The organism is Bradyrhizobium oligotrophicum S58 (assembly GCF_000344805.1).
GTDB classification, from domain to species: domain Bacteria; phylum Pseudomonadota; class Alphaproteobacteria; order Rhizobiales; family Xanthobacteraceae; genus Bradyrhizobium; species Bradyrhizobium oligotrophicum.
In genome coordinates, this window is sequence record NC_020453.1 from 2,133,194 (window position 1) to 2,149,293 (window position 16,100).

The 16,100-nt window shown below is 65.0% G+C and carries 12 protein-coding genes; 6 read left to right on the top strand and 6 right to left on the bottom strand.

Annotated features, from left to right (window positions below):
• Positions 1-1,146: an ABC transporter substrate-binding protein gene (locus S58_RS09090; RefSeq protein WP_015664991.1), complete on the bottom strand. Its 1,146-nt coding sequence runs from the start codon at positions 1,144-1,146 to the stop codon at positions 1-3.
• A gap of 178 nt (positions 1,147-1,324) precedes the next feature.
• Here S58_RS09090 and S58_RS09095 point away from each other — a divergent pair, with 178 nt between their 5' ends.
• Positions 1,325-2,116, top strand: coding sequence for a helix-turn-helix transcriptional regulator (locus S58_RS09095; protein WP_015664992.1), 792 nt, complete (start codon positions 1,325-1,327; stop codon positions 2,114-2,116).
• A 90-nt stretch (positions 2,117-2,206) separates the two neighbouring features.
• The gene (locus S58_RS09100) at positions 2,207-3,385 is read left to right on the top strand and encodes a cytochrome P450 (RefSeq protein ID WP_015664993.1); all 1,179 of its coding nucleotides are present in this window, start codon (positions 2,207-2,209) and stop codon (positions 3,383-3,385) included.
• A 71-nt stretch (positions 3,386-3,456) separates the two neighbouring features.
• On the opposite strand, the gene S58_RS09105 is transcribed toward S58_RS09100, so the two are convergent.
• The gene (locus S58_RS09105; RefSeq protein ID WP_015664994.1) at positions 3,457-5,130 is read right to left on the bottom strand and encodes a methyl-accepting chemotaxis protein; all 1,674 of its coding nucleotides are present in this window, start codon (positions 5,128-5,130) and stop codon (positions 3,457-3,459) included.
• A 327-nt stretch (positions 5,131-5,457) separates the two neighbouring features.
• Here S58_RS09105 and S58_RS09110 point away from each other — a divergent pair, with 327 nt between their 5' ends.
• The gene (locus tag S58_RS09110; protein ID WP_042339047.1) at positions 5,458-6,546 is read left to right on the top strand and encodes a helix-turn-helix transcriptional regulator; all 1,089 of its coding nucleotides are present in this window, start codon (positions 5,458-5,460) and stop codon (positions 6,544-6,546) included.
• Positions 6,547-7,391: 845 nt separating this feature from the next.
• Here the strand turns inward: S58_RS09110 and S58_RS09115 are convergent.
• Positions 7,392-8,984 (bottom strand): ATP-binding protein, encoded by a 1,593-nt coding sequence (locus S58_RS09115; protein WP_015664996.1) that lies wholly within the window; start codon positions 8,982-8,984, stop codon positions 7,392-7,394.
• 243 nt (positions 8,985-9,227) lie between these two features.
• Between S58_RS09115 and S58_RS09120 the strand changes: the two genes are divergently transcribed.
• The gene (locus S58_RS09120) at positions 9,228-11,357 is read left to right on the top strand and encodes a phosphocholine-specific phospholipase C (protein ID WP_042340662.1); all 2,130 of its coding nucleotides are present in this window, start codon (positions 9,228-9,230) and stop codon (positions 11,355-11,357) included.
• A 45-nt stretch (positions 11,358-11,402) separates the two neighbouring features.
• On the opposite strand, the gene S58_RS09125 is transcribed toward S58_RS09120, so the two are convergent.
• Complete coding sequence (locus S58_RS09125) at positions 11,403-12,917, bottom strand: ATP-binding protein (RefSeq protein WP_015664998.1); 1,515 nt, start codon at positions 12,915-12,917, stop codon at positions 11,403-11,405.
• 247 nt (positions 12,918-13,164) lie between these two features.
• Here S58_RS09125 and S58_RS09130 point away from each other — a divergent pair, with 247 nt between their 5' ends.
• Positions 13,165-13,536 carry a response regulator gene (locus S58_RS09130; protein ID WP_015664999.1) on the top strand — a complete coding sequence of 124 codons (372 nt, stop codon included), beginning with the start codon at positions 13,165-13,167 and terminating at the stop codon, positions 13,534-13,536.
• 54 nt (positions 13,537-13,590) lie between these two features.
• On the opposite strand, the gene S58_RS09135 is transcribed toward S58_RS09130, so the two are convergent.
• Both S58_RS09135 and S58_RS09140 read right to left on the bottom strand, forming a co-directional pair.
• Positions 13,591-14,433, bottom strand: coding sequence for an AAA family ATPase (locus S58_RS09135; protein WP_015665000.1), 843 nt, complete (start codon positions 14,431-14,433; stop codon positions 13,591-13,593).
• Positions 14,434-14,532: 99 nt separating this feature from the next.
• Entirely contained in the window at positions 14,533-14,778 is a 246-nt protein-coding gene (locus tag S58_RS09140) for a GlsB/YeaQ/YmgE family stress response membrane protein (RefSeq protein WP_015665001.1), read from the bottom strand.
• A 116-nt stretch (positions 14,779-14,894) separates the two neighbouring features.
• Between S58_RS09140 and S58_RS09145 the strand changes: the two genes are divergently transcribed.
• Complete coding sequence (locus S58_RS09145) at positions 14,895-16,070, top strand: vWA domain-containing protein (RefSeq protein WP_042340664.1); 1,176 nt, start codon at positions 14,895-14,897, stop codon at positions 16,068-16,070.
• Positions 16,071-16,100 lie beyond the last annotated feature (30 nt).

Here is a 16,100-nt window from a genome sequence, read left to right on the forward strand (position 1 = left end):
CTACTTCACCAGCCTGAATCTCCCGCCCTCGACCTTGATCAAAAACGCCGAGCGCTCGTCGTAGCCGTTGTGGTCGGTCGGGCTCATGTTGGAGAGGCCGTTGTTGAGATAGACGTCCTTGCCGCGCTCCAATTCGTCGCGCAGCGCCGCGCGAAATCCCGGCGTGCCGGGCTTGGCGGCCTTCAGCGCGCCGGGAATTGCGCCCTTCAGCAGCGTGACCGTGTCCCACAGATGCGCGGCGAAGATGTTCGGCTTGTCGCCATTGGCGGCCTGATAGGCTGATACGAACGCGTCGTTGGCGCGGCGGAACGGATCCTCCGCGGCGAGATCGTCCGCGATCGAGAACGCCTCGCCGGCGAACACCGCGCCCTCGACGTTCTCCTTGCCGAGCTTGATGAATTCCTGCGTCGCCACGCCATGGGTCTGGAAGATCTTGCCGGCATAGCCGCGCTCGCGCAGCGCCTGCTGCGGCAGCACCGCGGGCGTGCCGGCCGAGGCGATGAACACCGCGTCCGGATTGGTCGCCATCACCTGCAGCGCCTGGCCGGTGACGCTGGTGTCGCCGCGGGCATAGACCTCGTGCGTCGTCACGGTCAGGCCGAGCTTCGGCGCCAGCTTCGTCACCTCCTGATAGTAGCCCTCGCCATAGCCGTCGGAGACGCCGATGAAGCCGAGGGTCTTCACGCCCGTCTTTGCGATGTATTTGAGCATCGCCGCAGCCATGATGTCGTCATTGGGCACCACCTTGAACGCCCATTTGCGCTTGTCGTCCATCGGCTGCACGATCGCGGTCGAGGCCGCCAGAGACAGCAGCGGCGTCCTGCTTTCGAGCGCGACGTCGAGCATCGGCATGGTCACCGGCGTCAGCGACGAGCCGATGATGACGTCGACCTGGTCCTGGATCACCAGCCGGCGCGCATTCTGCAGACCCTTCACGCTGTCGGATTCGTCGTCGAGCGCGATGTAGACGATCTTCTCGCCGCCGATCTCCTTCGGCAGCGCCGCCACCGCCTTGATCTGCGGCTGCCCGAGCGCCGAGCCGGGCCCGGTTGCGGACACCACGATACCGACCTTGACGTCGGCCCGCGCGGGCGAGCCGAAGGCCATCATTGCAGCAATTCCGATCGCCGTGAGCGCGGCTCTCATCACCAGTCCTCCCCGTTGAGCGTGCTCGGCACGTTGACTGGCCGAGTCTTTGGCCGACGACCGTAGCCGGACCGGAGGCCCCGTGTCTGTCCCCGTGGTTGGTGACGCGGGGCGCGGCGCTTCCAGCCGGGGCGGGTTGCTGCTAGGCTCAGTGAACAAAGAGAGCCGGGAGGAATGCATGGAGGCTCAGGGGCCTGGTATCGGCGCGGCCGGCGCCGTCGGCGCCATGGTGCTCGCGATCGGACAGGAGTCGTTTCCAGGCGTCCTTATCGAGACGCTGCGCATCGTTGCCGATGTTGGCCATTGCATGGTGTTCACCTTCGAGAACCAGCGCTCGGCGCGCTGTCTGCTCAGCACGGGGAACATCGCGATCGGGCCCGACCTCGGCGCCGCCTATTCGGAGCATTTCCACACCGCCGATCCGAACCGCGATACGATCTTCCGCCAGCGCGCGGACACCAGCCACATCCTGCTGCCGAACTTCGCGCGCCGCATGTATCCGAAGGGCTACCGCAAACTGTTCTTCGAGGATTCCGAGATCGTCGACAAGGCCGCCACCGCGATCTGGGTCGGCGACCACTGCTATTACGTGAACTTCTATCGCACCGCTGCGCAAGGCGGCTTCGCGCCGGACCAGCGCCAGCGCATCGCGGCGGTCGCTCCGATCGTGGGCGCCATCGTCGCGCGTCATTGCCAGCACCGCGCCGCCGCGATGGATCCAGCCGACAAGTTCGCCTCGCTGTTCGCCGCCGGCGGACCGCTGGCGGTGCTGACCGCGCGCGAGAAGGACGTCTGCCGCCGCATCCTCTCAGGCTTCACCTCGGAGGCGATCGCCGGAGATCTCGGCATCGCCCTCAACTCCGTCTTCACCTATCGCAAGCGCGCCTATGAGAAGCTCGGCATCGCCTCGCAGAACGAGCTGTTCGCGATCGCGCTGCGGCTGATGACGACACCGCGCCCGCTGAACTGAGCCAGGCCGTCGCGGATGCTGTCACCCATCACCGGGACAGACGTCGCGCGCATGCGCAGTTAGCGTGCGCCGTCTGACCGGAGGCTGAAAGTGAGCACCGCACCGCGCTTCGACATCGACACCGCGACCTTCTGGGCCGATCCCTATCCGGCGCTGGCGCGCATGCGCAAGGAGGCGCCGATCGCCTTCGTGCCGCAGCTCGGCAGCACGCTGCTGTGCCGGCGCAACGACATCTTCGTCTCCGAAAAGCAGATCGACGTCTTCAGCTCGCATCAGCCGCAGGGACTGATGAACCGGCTGATGGGCCACAACATGATGCGCAAGGATGGTGCCGCGCACATGGCCGAGCGCCACGCGATCGCGCCGGCGGTCTCGCCACGGGCCGTCCGGGTGCATTGGCTGGCGCAGTTCCAGGCTCATGCCGACAGGCTGATCGATGCGCTCGATCCGGCAGCCGAGATTGATCTCGTCAGGGACTTCGCGCTGCCGTTCTCGGCCGAATGTCTGAAGCTGATCACCGGCCTCACCAACATGCGCTTCGAGGACATGAACGCATGGTCGCAGGCGATGATCGACGGCATTGCCAACTACACCGGCGATCCGGCGGTCGAAGCGCGCTGCAACGCTGCGACCTCCGGCATCGATGCCGCGATCGACGACATGCTGCCGGTGCTGGAGAAGCACCCCAATCAGAGCCTGCTCGGCGTGATGCTGGCCGGGGGCATGCCGATGGACAGCGTCCGCGCCAATATCAAGCTCGCGATCTCGGGCGGCCAGAACGAGCCGCGCGACGCCATCGCCGGCACGGTCTGGGCGCTGCTGCTGCATCCCGAGCAACTTGCGCTGGCGGTGAATGGCGAGGTGCGCTGGCTGCAGGTGTTCGAGGAATATGCCCGCTGGATCTCGCCGATCGGCATGTCGCCGCGGCGCATCGCAAGACCCTGGAGTATCCGTGATGTCGCCTTCGAGCCCGACGAGCGCGTGTTCCTGATGTTCGGCTCGGCCAACCGCGACGAGGCGTATTTCACCGACCCTGATCGCTTCGACATCCGCCGCGACGTCTCCAAGAGCATCGCCTTCGGCGCCGGCCCACATTTCTGCGCGGGCGCCTGGGCCTCGCGCGCCATGATCGCCGACGTCGCTCTGCCGACGCTGTTCGCCCGGCTGCAGAACCTGCGTCTCCGCGAGGCCGAGTCGGCGCGCATCGGCGGCTGGGCCTTTCGCGGCCTGCTCAATCTGCCGGTGACCTGGGACGCGACGCGACACTGATCCTCATATTGGGCGCGGCCCGCGGGAGTCTCTCGGGCGCAGCTCGTCCAAACGAACGGAGACCACCTACGCTATCCCGCCGCGATTGCCTGTGCTTCTGCCGCGGCTCGCTGCATGCTGGACGACATCTCGCTGGTGACGGTGCTTTGTTCTTCGACCGCGGCGGCGGTCGAGGTGACGTATTCGCTGACGTTCTGGATCTCGGTCTTGATCGCGTTCAGGGCATTCACGACCTCGGCCGAAATCACGTTCAGGCCGGCGATCTCTGCGCCGATCTTGTCGGTGGCGGCCTTGGCCTGGTTGGCAAGGTTCTTGACCTCCGCGGCGACCACCGCAAATCCGCGCCCGGCCTCGCCGGCGCGCGCCGATTCGATGGTGGCGTTGAGCGCCAGCAGATTGATCTGCCCCGTGATGTCGCTGATGATCTCGACGATGCCGCTCATCGCCTGAGTTGCTTCGCTCAGGCGCTTGGCCTGCGAGTCGGCCGAAGCAACCCGGTCGGCCGCGCCCATTGCGGTCTCGCGCGACTTCGTCATCGCTTCGGATATCTCACGGACGGACGCATTGAGTTCCTCTGCGCCTGCCGCCACCGAGTCCATCATGCCGCGGACGCGCTCGTTCCCCATGCGCGCCAGCACCTGCTTCGTAACATCCGTAGCGAACTTCACCACCTTGCACGGCTTGCCATTGAGATCGAGGATCGGGTTGTAGGAGGCCTGGATCCAGACCTCACGTCCGCCCTTGCCGATTCGCTTGTATTCGGCCGCTTGATATTCTCCGCGGTTGAGGGCCGCCCAGAATGCGCGATAGGCGGCGCCTTCCCGCTCCGCGGGATCGACGAACATCGAGTGATGACGGCCCTTGATCTCGGACAGTGTGTAGCCAAGAGCGTGGAGGAAATTCTCGTTCGCCGTGATCACGGTGCCGTCGAGAGCGAACTCGATCACCGCCTGCGATTTGCCGATGGCCGCAATCTGCCCCGCCAGGTCGGCATTGCGCATCTTCTGTTCGGTGACGTCGGTTGCGAACTTCACCACCTTGGTGGGCTTGCCCTTGTCGTCGAAGATCGGATTGTAGGACGCCTGGATCCAGACCTCGCGTCCGCCCTTGCCGATCCGCTTGTATTCGGCAGCCTGGTATTCGCCGCGATTCAGGGCAGCCCAGAACTCACGATAGGCTGCGCTGTCGCGCTCCCTTGGATCGACGAACATGCTGTGATGCTTGCCCTGGATCTCCGGCAAGGCGTAGCCCAGCGCCTTCAGGAAGTTCTCGTTCGCGGTAACGACCGTGCCGTCCAGGTTGAACTCGATCACGGCCTGCGACTTGCCGATCGCCGCCACCTGGGCTGCGTAATCGATATTTTGCAGGCGCAAGCTCGCGTCGGACCATTCGACCACCGTTCCCGCACGAGTTCCGTCGCGGTGGTTCAGGGGCTGTGCGACGAGGTCGAAAAACCACGTGCCGATCTTGATCGTCGCCCGGTGCTCCGAACGGAGCGCCTGCAGCATGCGGCGCTGGTGCGACGGATCCTTGTGGAATACGTCGATGTTCGCGCCCATCAGGCCGTCGACACGAAAATTCGGCAGTTGCTGCCTGAGGTCCTGCTCGGCTTCCCGGAGCAGCGTCTTCACGGCCTCGTTCATATAGACGATGTTGAGATTGGTGTCGGCGATCATCACCTTGGCCGTGATCGCGTTCGCACCGAGCAGAGCAAGCGTGTCACCGTTATTCTTGCGACCGAACATGAGTTTTTCTCCGTGAGTACCGATGAGAGCGCGCCTCGGTCATTGTGGCGGTCAGCGCGACCTTGACTATTCACGCGCAACCGACGGCCACCGAAGCGGTTCTGAAAGCCGACCCCGGTAAATCACGGGGGTTTATTTAATGTAGCAGGCTATCTGTAAGATTGAGTTAGGCACTTCACTGCAGCTCCGTTCGGATTCTGCACGGCCATGTCGTGTGCGAGCGCTTCCTGGCGGGATCATCCGTCGCACGCAATCGTTGCCTCAGATCAAATTCGAGGTGGTTCCGGTTGATAGCTTGTGCGGAGCCAAGGTGTTACAGGCTCGCTCATGCCAGAGAACGACATAGCCGAGATTATCCAGATACCCAGAATATTTCTGGATAGTTTGGGCATCGGCATCTCGATCGTCGATTGCGAGACAGGGTGCATTCGCTTCGCGAACGCCGAATTCTGCCGGGTGGTCGGCTATACATTGGGGCAAATCAGAGCCGCTCACATTAGCTTTCTCCAACTGACGCATCCCGAAGACCAGGAGAGCAATCGGCGGCAGCAGGAACAGCTGATGGCGGGTGAAATCGACGGCTATCGGATCGACAAGCGCTATCTGCGGCAGGACGGCAGCGTCGTCTGGGGACGCGTGATCGTCAATCCGATCCGGGACGCTGCAGGCAGCCTGAAGTGGTTCTGCGCGGTGGTCGAAGACATCACGGCGACCAAGATTCTGGAGGGGCAGCTTGCCGCAGCCGAACAACTGGCGGGGCTCTCGACTTTCAACCTGATCGTCGCGATTGACGGCCGTCCGGCCACGTCGGCTGCGAAGTTCTCTCTGAGCGATACGTTGAGCCGCGTGCATCCCGAAGACCGGGGCGGGCTGGAGAAGGCAATCCACCATGCCATCTCGCGGCGGGGCGGATATACGCGGGACTATCGCATCGTCGACGAATGCGGGCGAACGCGCTGGGTTCGGGGCATGGGAACGTGTGTCTACAGCCCATCCGAGGGGTGTATCCACCTCGTCGGCTCCACGATTGATATCACCGCGACTCGTCGCGACCGCGAAATGCCAGAGCCCATCCAACGGATACTGGAGCACATCGAGACGCACTGGCATCAGAAGTCGTCGATCGAACAACTGGCGGGCCAGTACGGGATAAGCCCGCGCGCTGTCTATCAGTACTTCTCAAACAGCGGCGTTTCATTGGGCGAGACGATCAAGCGGAACCGCATGCAGCATGCGCGCCGCTTGCTGTGCAACCCGGAAACGCGGGATACGGTGACGTCGATCGCTTTGCGATGCGGCTTCAACAATCCGGGCCATTTCGCCAGAGAATATCGCAAGGTCTATGGCGAGACACCGTCGGAAAGTCTGCGGCAGGCGTTATCGCCGCCGGGGGCAGAGCGCGGCGTCAAACTGTAGAGCGCGATCCTGGTCGCAACGACTGCCGCTGCCGCCATGCAGCGAGCGGGCCATCGGCCGACATGCCCGTCGAGCAAGTTCAGCATGCGCCGCATGCGAAAATTGCCCGTCGAGCTACTTTGCCGCAGGCGTATCCGCTTGTGTCGTCGGGCAAATCAGAACGATGGTCTCGTCCAACCCGCCTCATGCAGAGGGACGTACGCGTCGTCACGATACGTGGAGGTGGGCTGCGATGGACGTGATGGCTGTGCCGGACGAGCGCAGTCGCACGTACGGAGAAATCGTGTGGTCCTGGCCTCTCGACGCTGAGGTCAAGTTGCGGGCGTTGCTTGACGGCACGCGCGGGCGATGGGGGCAAGACAGCCGATCCCCAGGGAGATCACGTATAATCCGTAACACCGTCGCGCAGGGAGGGCCGGGATGTCTCGGCCGAACCTGTGGTTCCTACCCCGTGCATTTTTTCGCACGGGGGCCATGGGGGCGGCGAGCTCCCGGCCTTCCCTGCGCCCTCTCGTTGTTCAGAGGGACATGATCGATGCATCACCTCGGGCGCTGCGCGCCGCGGGATGGAAACGTCTGTCTCGATGACGCGTGTCTCGACTATCGTCATGCAGCCAAGGCCGTTCGCCTCACACTCGGTGTCATCCCGGACAAGCGCGCGGCACGCGCGCGCAGATCCGGGATCCATAACCCCAGGGAGAAGTATGAGGCACGATGGTCGATCGACCTCGCCCAGCCACATCCGCCGCGGCGTATGGGTCCCGGCTCAAGGCCGGGACGACACCGAATGTGGGGCGCGCATCGCGGCAAACGAGAGAGCGACCGGCGGCATCCATCGGCACGCCTCACGCCTCCAGCGCCGTCCTGATCATGCGCGCGAGGTCGGCGCTGACATACGGCTTGGCCAGCAGCAGCACGTCGGCGTCGAGGCGGCCATGATGCACGATCGCGTTCTCGGTATAGCCCGAGGTGTAGAGCACCTTCAGCCCGGGGCGGCGCTTCTCGGCCGCGATGGCGAGCTGGCGGCCGTTCATGCCGCCGGGAATGATGACGTCGGTGAACAGCAGATCGATCCGTTCCGGGCTGTCGATGATCGCAAGGCCTTCCGTGGCGTTGCTCGCGGACAGGGTGCGATAGCCGAGCCGGCGCACCTGCGCGACGACGTAGTCGCGCACCAGCGCATCGTCCTCGACGATCAGGATGGTCTCGTCGCCGCGCGCCACGGCTGGTCGCGCGGTGTCGGCGGCGGGCAGCTCCGGCGCGCCCGCGGCACGCGGCAGATAGAGCTTCACGGTGGTGCCGTGGCCTTCCTCGCTGTAGATCTTGACGTGGCCGTTCGACTGCTTGACGAAGCCATAGACCATGCTGAGCCCGAGACCCGAGCCCTTGCCGACGTCCTTGGTGGTGAAGAACGGCTCGAACACCTTGTCGAGCAGCGCGGCGGGAATGCCCTGGCCGGTATCGCTGACCGCGATCAGGACGTAGCTGCCCGGCTTGGCGTCACGGTTGAGCTGGGCGTAATGCTCGTCGAGGGTGACGTTCTTGGTCTCCAAGGTCAGCTTGCCGCCATCCGGCATCGCGTCGCGCGCATTCAGCGCGAGGTTGAGGATCGCGGTCGAGAGCTGACTCGGATCGATCAACGCCGGCGCACTGTCGAAAGCCAGCATCGATTCGATCTCGATCTGCTCGCCGAGCGTCGGGCGCAGCAGGCGGCCGGCATCGACCATGAGCGCGTTGACGTCGGTCGCGCGCGGCTGCAGCGGCTGCCGTCGCGAGAACGCCAGCAGGTGCCGCGTCAGGTCGGCGCCGCGATCGGCGGCCGCGCTGATCATGCTGGCAATGCCGGCGAGTTGCGGCCTGTCCTTGACCGCGTCGGCGAGGATCTCGATCGTCCCGGTGATGACCGTCAGGATGTTGTTGAAGTCGTGGGCGACACCGCCGGTGAGCTGGCCGATGGCTTCCATCTTCTGCGCCTGGCGGACCTGGGCCTCATTGGCCTCGATCTCCTGAAAGCGCTGCACCATGGCCTCGGCGGCGCGGCGCTGCCGGATCTCCTCCTCCAATCGTTCGTAGGCCTTCTGCAGCACGATGCGGGTCGGCAGCACCAGGATCTGGCGCAGCATCCTGATCATGGCCACGATGACCACGACCGAGATCACGGCGAGAAGGGCATAGACGAGGCTCTCGGCTCTTGCGTCCGACATCCAGCGATCGAGGATCGAGAGCAGACGCGTGAGGCCGAACAGCGCGACGAAGAGCCCAAGCGCGGCCAGGGCGCCGCGGAACATGACCTCATTCCAGCGCCGCCACAGGTACAGAGCGATGACGGCGGAAATCGTGAAGAAGGCGCAGGCGATGATCGCGTTGGACACGACCTGCAACCAGAACCATCCCGGCGCCTCCGGCAGGGCCGCCGCTTGCACCGTCAATGTCGGCATGTGCAAACCATCCTCAACAATGCAACGCGTCAAACCCGGGGCCGGCCCGGCCTATCGTCGTCTCAAACCGAAAGGATCATTCAGCTTTTCGCCTCCGGTGCAAGGGTCATGGCGCCCGGCGGAACGCCATTCCCAAGTCCGGTGTCAAAACCCTGCCACACATCCTTAACCGCCCGGTCACGCGGCTGTTAACGCCGCCACCTAAGCCGCTCGACACCGTCATCACCATGGGGAATGAACGATATGTCGAACACGATCGCGCACAACCGGCGCGAGTTCCTGCGGCTGCTCGGAGCCTCGGCTGCGACCGCGGCCCTCGGCCAGAGCATCGAGCGGGCCCACGCCATTCCGGCGTTCAACCGCCACGGCAGCATCAAGGACGTCGAGCACATCGTGGTGCTGATGCAGGAGAATCGCGCCTTCGATCATTATTTCGGCGCGATGCGTGGGGTTCGGGGCTTCAACGATCCGCGCGCCGTGAAGCTGCCGAACGGCAACCCGGTATGGCAGCAGCCGAACGGCGCCGGTTCGGTGATGCCGTTCCGCGTCGACAATGCCGGCTCGGTCTATGTCGAGGACGTTGCCCATGGCTGGAATGACGGCCAGAAGTCCTGGAATAACGGCAACTACGACAAGTGGATCGCCAACAAGGGCACCACGACCATGACCTGCATGAACCGGCAGGATCTGCCCTGGCACTATGCGCTGGCCGACGCCTTCACGGTGTGCGATTCCTATTTCTGCTCGGTGATGGGGCCGACCGATCCGAATCGGTATTATTTGTGGACCGGCTGGGACGGCAATGACGGCAAGAATGGCGGCCCGGTCATCACCAATGCCGAGGCCGGCTACGACTGGACCACGTTCCCGGAGCGGCTGGAGAAGGCCGGCATCTCCTGGAAGGTCTATCAGGATGTCGGCGTCGGCCTGACGGCGGCCGGCTTCTGGGGCTGGACGGAAAATCCGTGGATCGGAAACTACGGCGACAACTCGCTGTTGTACTTCCATCAATACCAGAACTCGCAACCCGGCAGCCCGCTCTATGAGAAGGCGCTGCGCGGCAGCAACATCGCCAATGGCGGCACGTTCGAGAACCTGTTCGACGGGCTCCGCAACGACGTGCGCAACGGCACCCTGCCACAGGTGTCGTGGATCGCGGCGCCCGAGGCGTTCAGCGAGCATCCGAACTGGCTGCCGGGGCCGGGCGCCTGGTATATCTCCAAGGTGCTCGACATCCTGACGTCGAATCCGGAGCTGTGGAGCAAGACCGCGCTGCTCATCAACTACGACGAGGGCGGCGGCTTCTTCGACCATGTCGTCGGTCCGTATCCGGCGATGTCGCAAGCCTGGGGACAATCGACGGTCGACGTCACCAGCGATCTGTTCGCCGGCGATGGCAGCCACCTGGCCGGCCCGTACGGTCTCGGCGTCCGCGTGCCGATGCTGGTGGTATCGCCGTGGTCGCGCGGCGGCTTCGTGTGCTCGGAGGTGTTCGACCATACCTCGGTGATCCGCTTCATCGAGCGACGTTTTCATCACAAGGCGCCCGATCTGTTCGAGAGCAACATCCCGGCGTGGCGGCGCGCGGTGTGCGGCGATCTCACCTCGGCATTCAACTTCACCTCGCCCAACGAAGGCATGGCGCCGCTGCCGAGCACGGCCGGCTTCAAGCCGCCGGTCGCGGACATCACCTCCGGTGCGCGCTTCGACGACTACCACCCGGTGCCGCCGGCCAAGCAGGTGCTGCCGCAGCAGGAGCCGGGCCTGCGTCCCGCGCGTCCGCTGCCCTACGATCTCCGCGTCGACGGCGATGCCGACGCCGCGCAGAAGACGTTCGCGATCCGCTTCGCCAATCCGGGCCAGGCGGGCGTCTGCTTCCACGTCCGCTCCGGCAACACCGCGACCGGTCCGTGGAGCTACACGGTCGAGGCCGGCAAGTCGCTGCGCGGCGTGTGGGACCTCGCCGCCAGCGCCGGGCAGTACGATCTGTCGGTGCATGGTCCGAATGGCTTCTTCCGCCACTTCAAGGGCGGCGTCGCCACCACGGCCGCGCTGGTCGATGTCGATACGGTTCATCTCTGCGATTGGGACGACGGTGACGACACGCGCAGCCTCGCGGTTGCGCTGACCAACAAGGGCGCCAGCTGCGTGGTGACGCTCGCCGACAACTACACCGGGCGCAGCGAGCGGCATCGCCTGCAGCGTGGCCAGCGGCTGGAGACGCAGATTCGTCTGCAGCAGACCCATGGCTGGTACGATCTGACGGTGACGGCGGACACCGATGCCGGCTTCAGCTGGCAGCTCGCGGGTCATGTCGAGAACGGCCGGCCCAGCATCAGCGACCCGGCGATGGGCAAGATCGCCGCGACCTGATCGCAGACAACAGCGGGAGGCGCCCGGAGCGATCCGGGCGCCGCCTCACGAAGACGAAGCAACGAGGCTTTCGTTCGTCGTGTCGTCGGCATTGGGATCGCCGGGCGCCGTCGCCCAGGCGAGCTCGACCAGGGTGACGATGCGTCGGCCGGCACCGTCGAGCTGGCAGACGATGAGGCCCTGGTCCTCGATATAGGTCAGCAGCCGCTGCGCGCGGCGCAGCGAATGCGAGCCGTAGGCGCGGGCGATCGCGGCATCGCTCGGGCAGGGGCGGCCGTCCTTGGCGGCGCGGGCGATCATCATGAACACGCCCTGCATGTCCTCAGGGAGCAGCGAGGCGCGCAGCGAGACGTCCTGCCAGCCGGCGTCGTCGGCCGCATCGTCGCCGCCGAGTCCGGCGCGGGCGCGGGTGAGCATGCGGCGGAAGTCGTTGAGGTCGGGCACGGCGGTGCCGAGCCCCTCGATGCGGCAGCGGACGACGAATTCCTGGTAGAGCACGCCGACGGCGCGGAAGCCGGCGTCGGGCTCGGCCAGCACCGCGCGCAGCACGCGCTCGACGCGGGCGCGGCGCTCGGCGAGCTCCTCTTCGCTGACGACGGGCGCCGGCGGCTCGGGGCGCAGCTCGAGCGCGGCCGACTTCGCCGCCATCAGCTGGTCGAGCAGCTCGGGCTGCGGCTTGCGCTGCGGCCGCGCGGGCGTCTCCGGCGGCGGCGCCGCGAGGATCACCGCGCGGGCGTCCTCGAGCGATGCCTCGGGCAACGGCGTCAACCGCGGCGTCGCATTGCGCGGCCGGGTGTCGGTGGGGCCGATGCGCAGGCCGAGCGGGCGGCGCGACAGGGCGGGGCCTAGCGCCATGAACTGGCCGCGCTCGAGATCGCGAAACGCCTCGGCCTGGCGCCGCTCCATGCCGAGCAGGTCGGCGGCGCGGGCCATGTCGATGTCGAGGAAGGTACGGCCCATGAGAAAGTTCGACGCCTCGGCCGCGACATTCTTGGCGAGCTTGGCCAGCCGCTGCGTCGCGATTACGCCGGCAAGCCCGCGCTTGCGGCCGCGGCACATCAAATTGGTCATCGCTGACAGCGAGGCCTTGCGTGCCTCGTCGGAGACCTCGCCGGCCACGGCCGGCGCGAACAGCTGGGCTTCGTCGACGACGACGAGCATCGGGTACCAATGGTCGCGCGAGATCTCGAACAGACCGTTGAGGAAGGCGGCCGCGCGCCGCATCTGGTTCTCGGCGTCGAGGCCCTCGAGGTTGAGCACGGTGGAGACACGATGAATGCGCGCCCGCTCGCCGGCGACCTGCAGGGCGCGCTCGGTGTGATCCTCGGCCTCGATCACGAGATGGCCGAATCGCTCCGCCAAGGTGACGAAGTCGCCTTCGGGGTCGATGATCGTCTGCTGCACCCAGGGCGCGCTCTGCTCCAGCAGCCGGCGCAGCAGATGCGACTTGCCCGAGCCGGAATTGCCCTGCACGAGGAGCCGGGTGGCCAGCAGTTCCTCGAGGTCGAGGGCCGCAGGCGACCCCGCCGCCGTCTGCCCCATCTCGATCGCAACGGTCATGTGCCCCGACTCAAAACGCGCTTCTCGCGGAGCGTGGCGCTTAACAAGCCGGAGCCTGCGCGTCGAGCGTCGTGACGGGTTGTCCCGTGTTCGGGCCATCGCCTGTGGATGGTTCCCTGCGGTCACGGAACCCGCATGGCGGGGGGCGAGTTCCAGGTTGAATGGCGATGAGCACGCTTGGCGTGCTGTCGCGGTTCACGCTACTATGCGGCCAAAAAAGGACACTAGCGACTGGAGCGCGAGGAGCATGGCTGAAGGCTCGCTTCACGACCGACACATCCTCATCATCGAGGACGAATACATGCTTGCCGACGAGCTGCGCTGCGCATTCGGCGACGCCGGCGGTACGGTCTTGGGCCCGGTGGGAACCGTGCCTGACGCGGTGGCCCTGATCAAGCGCGAGGGACGAATCGAGGGCGCCGTTCTCGACGTCAACCTGCATGGCGAGATGGCGTTCCCGGTCGCGGATCTGCTGGTCGAACGCGGCGTCCCCTTCGTGTTCACGACGGGCTACGACGAGTCGATCATTCCAGACCGGTTCTCGAAAATTCTCCGTTGCGAGAAGCCGATCGCCGTCGACGGAATCATCCGCGCGATCGGGCGCATGGTCGGAAACTGATCAGGCGACGACGCACGCCGCCCCGGTCATTCCGGCCGACGGGAAACGGATGTCTCACACCTCTCGGCGGCTGAGGAAGGCCAGTCGCTCGAACAGATGCACGTCCTGCTCGTTCTTGAGCAGCGCGCCGTGCAGCGGCGGGATCAGCTTGCGCGGGTCGCGCTCGCGCAGCTGCTCGGGACCGATATCTTCATTGAGCAGCAGCTTGAGCCAGTCGAGCAGCTCCGAGGTCGAGGGCTTCTTCTTCAGGCCCGGCACATCGCGGACCTCGAAGAAGATGCGCAGCGCCTCCTCGACCATGCGCTTCTTGATGTTGGGGAAGTGCACGTCGACGATGCGGCCCATCGTGTCGGGATCGGGAAACTTGATGTAGTGGAAGAAGCAGCGGCGCAGGAAGGCGTCCGGCAGCTCCTTCTCGTTGTTGGAGGTGATGATGACGATCGGGCGCAGCTTCGCCTTGATGGTCTCGTTGGTCTCGTAGACGTGGAATTCCATCCGATCGAGCTCGAGCAGCAGATCGTTCGGGAATTCGATGTCGGCCTTGTCGATCTCGTCGATCAATAGCACCGGCCGCTGCGGCGCGGTGAACGCTTCCCACAGCTTGCCGCGCTTGATGTAGTTCTTGATGTCGGACACCCTGCTGTCGCCGAGCTGGCTGTCGCGTAGCCGCGACACGGCGTCGTATTCGTAAAGGCCCTGCTGCGCTTTCGTGGTCGACTTGATGTGCCAGGTGAGCAACGGCGCGTTGACGGCCTTGGCAACCTCTTCGGCCAGCACGGTCTTGCCGGTCCCCGGCTCACCCTTCACCAGCAGCGGGCGCTCGAGCACGATCGCCGCGTTGACGGCCACTTTGAGGTCGTCGGTGGCGACGTAGTCCTGGGTGCCGGTAAATTTCATCGCGTCTCGCTCATCGTTCGAACTTGTGTTGAGTGGCTACGCAGCGGCATCAGCCGCTTGCTGATTTGAGATGATGGCTGCCATTGAAAGGAGAAATAATCAAGCGCGCCGGATCAGCGCCAGGATCACGAGCACGATTACCGCGCCGATCGTGGCGTCCAGGATTGCGCCCAGCGTGCCGCTGGCAAGCGCAATGTGCAGCGCCGGCAGGACATAGCTTGCGACCAGCGCGCCGATGATGCCGACGACGATGTTGCCGATCAGGCCGAAACCGGCGCCGCGAACGATCAGTCCGGCCAGCCAGCCGGCGATGGCGCCAATGATGATGGCGACGATAAGACTCATAGGAAGCCCCATTCAGAACTCTGTTCCATGGATTGTAGAGCAAAAAGGCGGCCGGTCCAGTACGCCCGGTTCCGACAGCCCTTGACGGGCGGATGGGGGCGGGCAATCTAATGGGCATGTTCCTGCAATTCTTCACAGCACTGCGCGACGCGCAGGTCCCGGTCTCCTTGCGTGAATATCTCACGCTGATGGAGGCCGTCGACGCCGACCTCGCCGAGCATTCGGTGGAGAATTTCTACTATCTGTCGCGCACCGCGCTGGTGAAGGACGAGCGCAATCTCGACAAGTTCGATCGCGTGTTCGGCACCGTGTTCAAGGGGCTGGAGAACCTGCTCGACGCGATGGAGAAGGCCGAGATCCCTGAGGAATGGCTGAAGAAGCTGGCCGAGAAATACCTCACCGAGGAAGAGAAGAAAGAGATCGAGGCCATGGGCTGGGACAAGCTCATGGAGACCCTGAAGAAGCGCCTGGAAGAGCAGAAGGGCCGCCATCAGGGCGGCAACAAGTGGATCGGCACCGCCGGTACCTCGCCGTTCGGCGCCTATGGCTACAATCCCGAAGGCGTCCGCATCGGCCAGGAGAAGAACCGCAACAACCGCGCCGTGAAGGTGTGGGATCGTCGCGAGTTCAAGGATCTCGACGGCAATGTCGAGCTCGGCATCCGCAACATCAAGGTGGCGCTGCGCCGCCTGCGGAAGTTCGCCCGCACCGGCGCGCCGGACGAACTCGATCTGGACACCACGATCCGCGAGACCGCCAATCACGGCTATCTCGACGTGCACATGCGCCCCGAGCGCCGCAACGCGGTCAAGGTGCTGGTGTTCTTCGACATCGGCGGCTCGATGGATTCCCACGTCGCGCAGGTCGAGGAATTGTTCTCGGCGGCGAAGAGCGAATTCAAGCACATGGAATATTTCTACTTCCACAATTGCCTGTACGAGGGCGTGTGGAAGCAGAACAAGCGGCGCTTCACCGACCGCACGCCGACCTGGGACGTGCTGCACAAGTACCCGCACGACTACAAGGTCGTGTTCGTCGGCGACGCCTCGATGAGCCCTTACGAGATCATGGTGCCCGGTGGCTCGGTCGAGCACGTCAACGAGGAGCCCGGTTCGGTCTGGCTCGACCGCGTCATCCGCACCTATCCGCACGCGGTGTGGCTCAATCCGGTGGCGCAGAAGCACTGGGACTATTCAGAGTCCACCACCCTCATCCGTCGCATCTTCTCCGAGCGCATGTATCCGATCACGATCGAGGGCCTGGAAGGGGCGATGAAGGAGCTGGTGCGGTAGAGCCGTCATTCCGGGGCGGTCGCGTCAGCG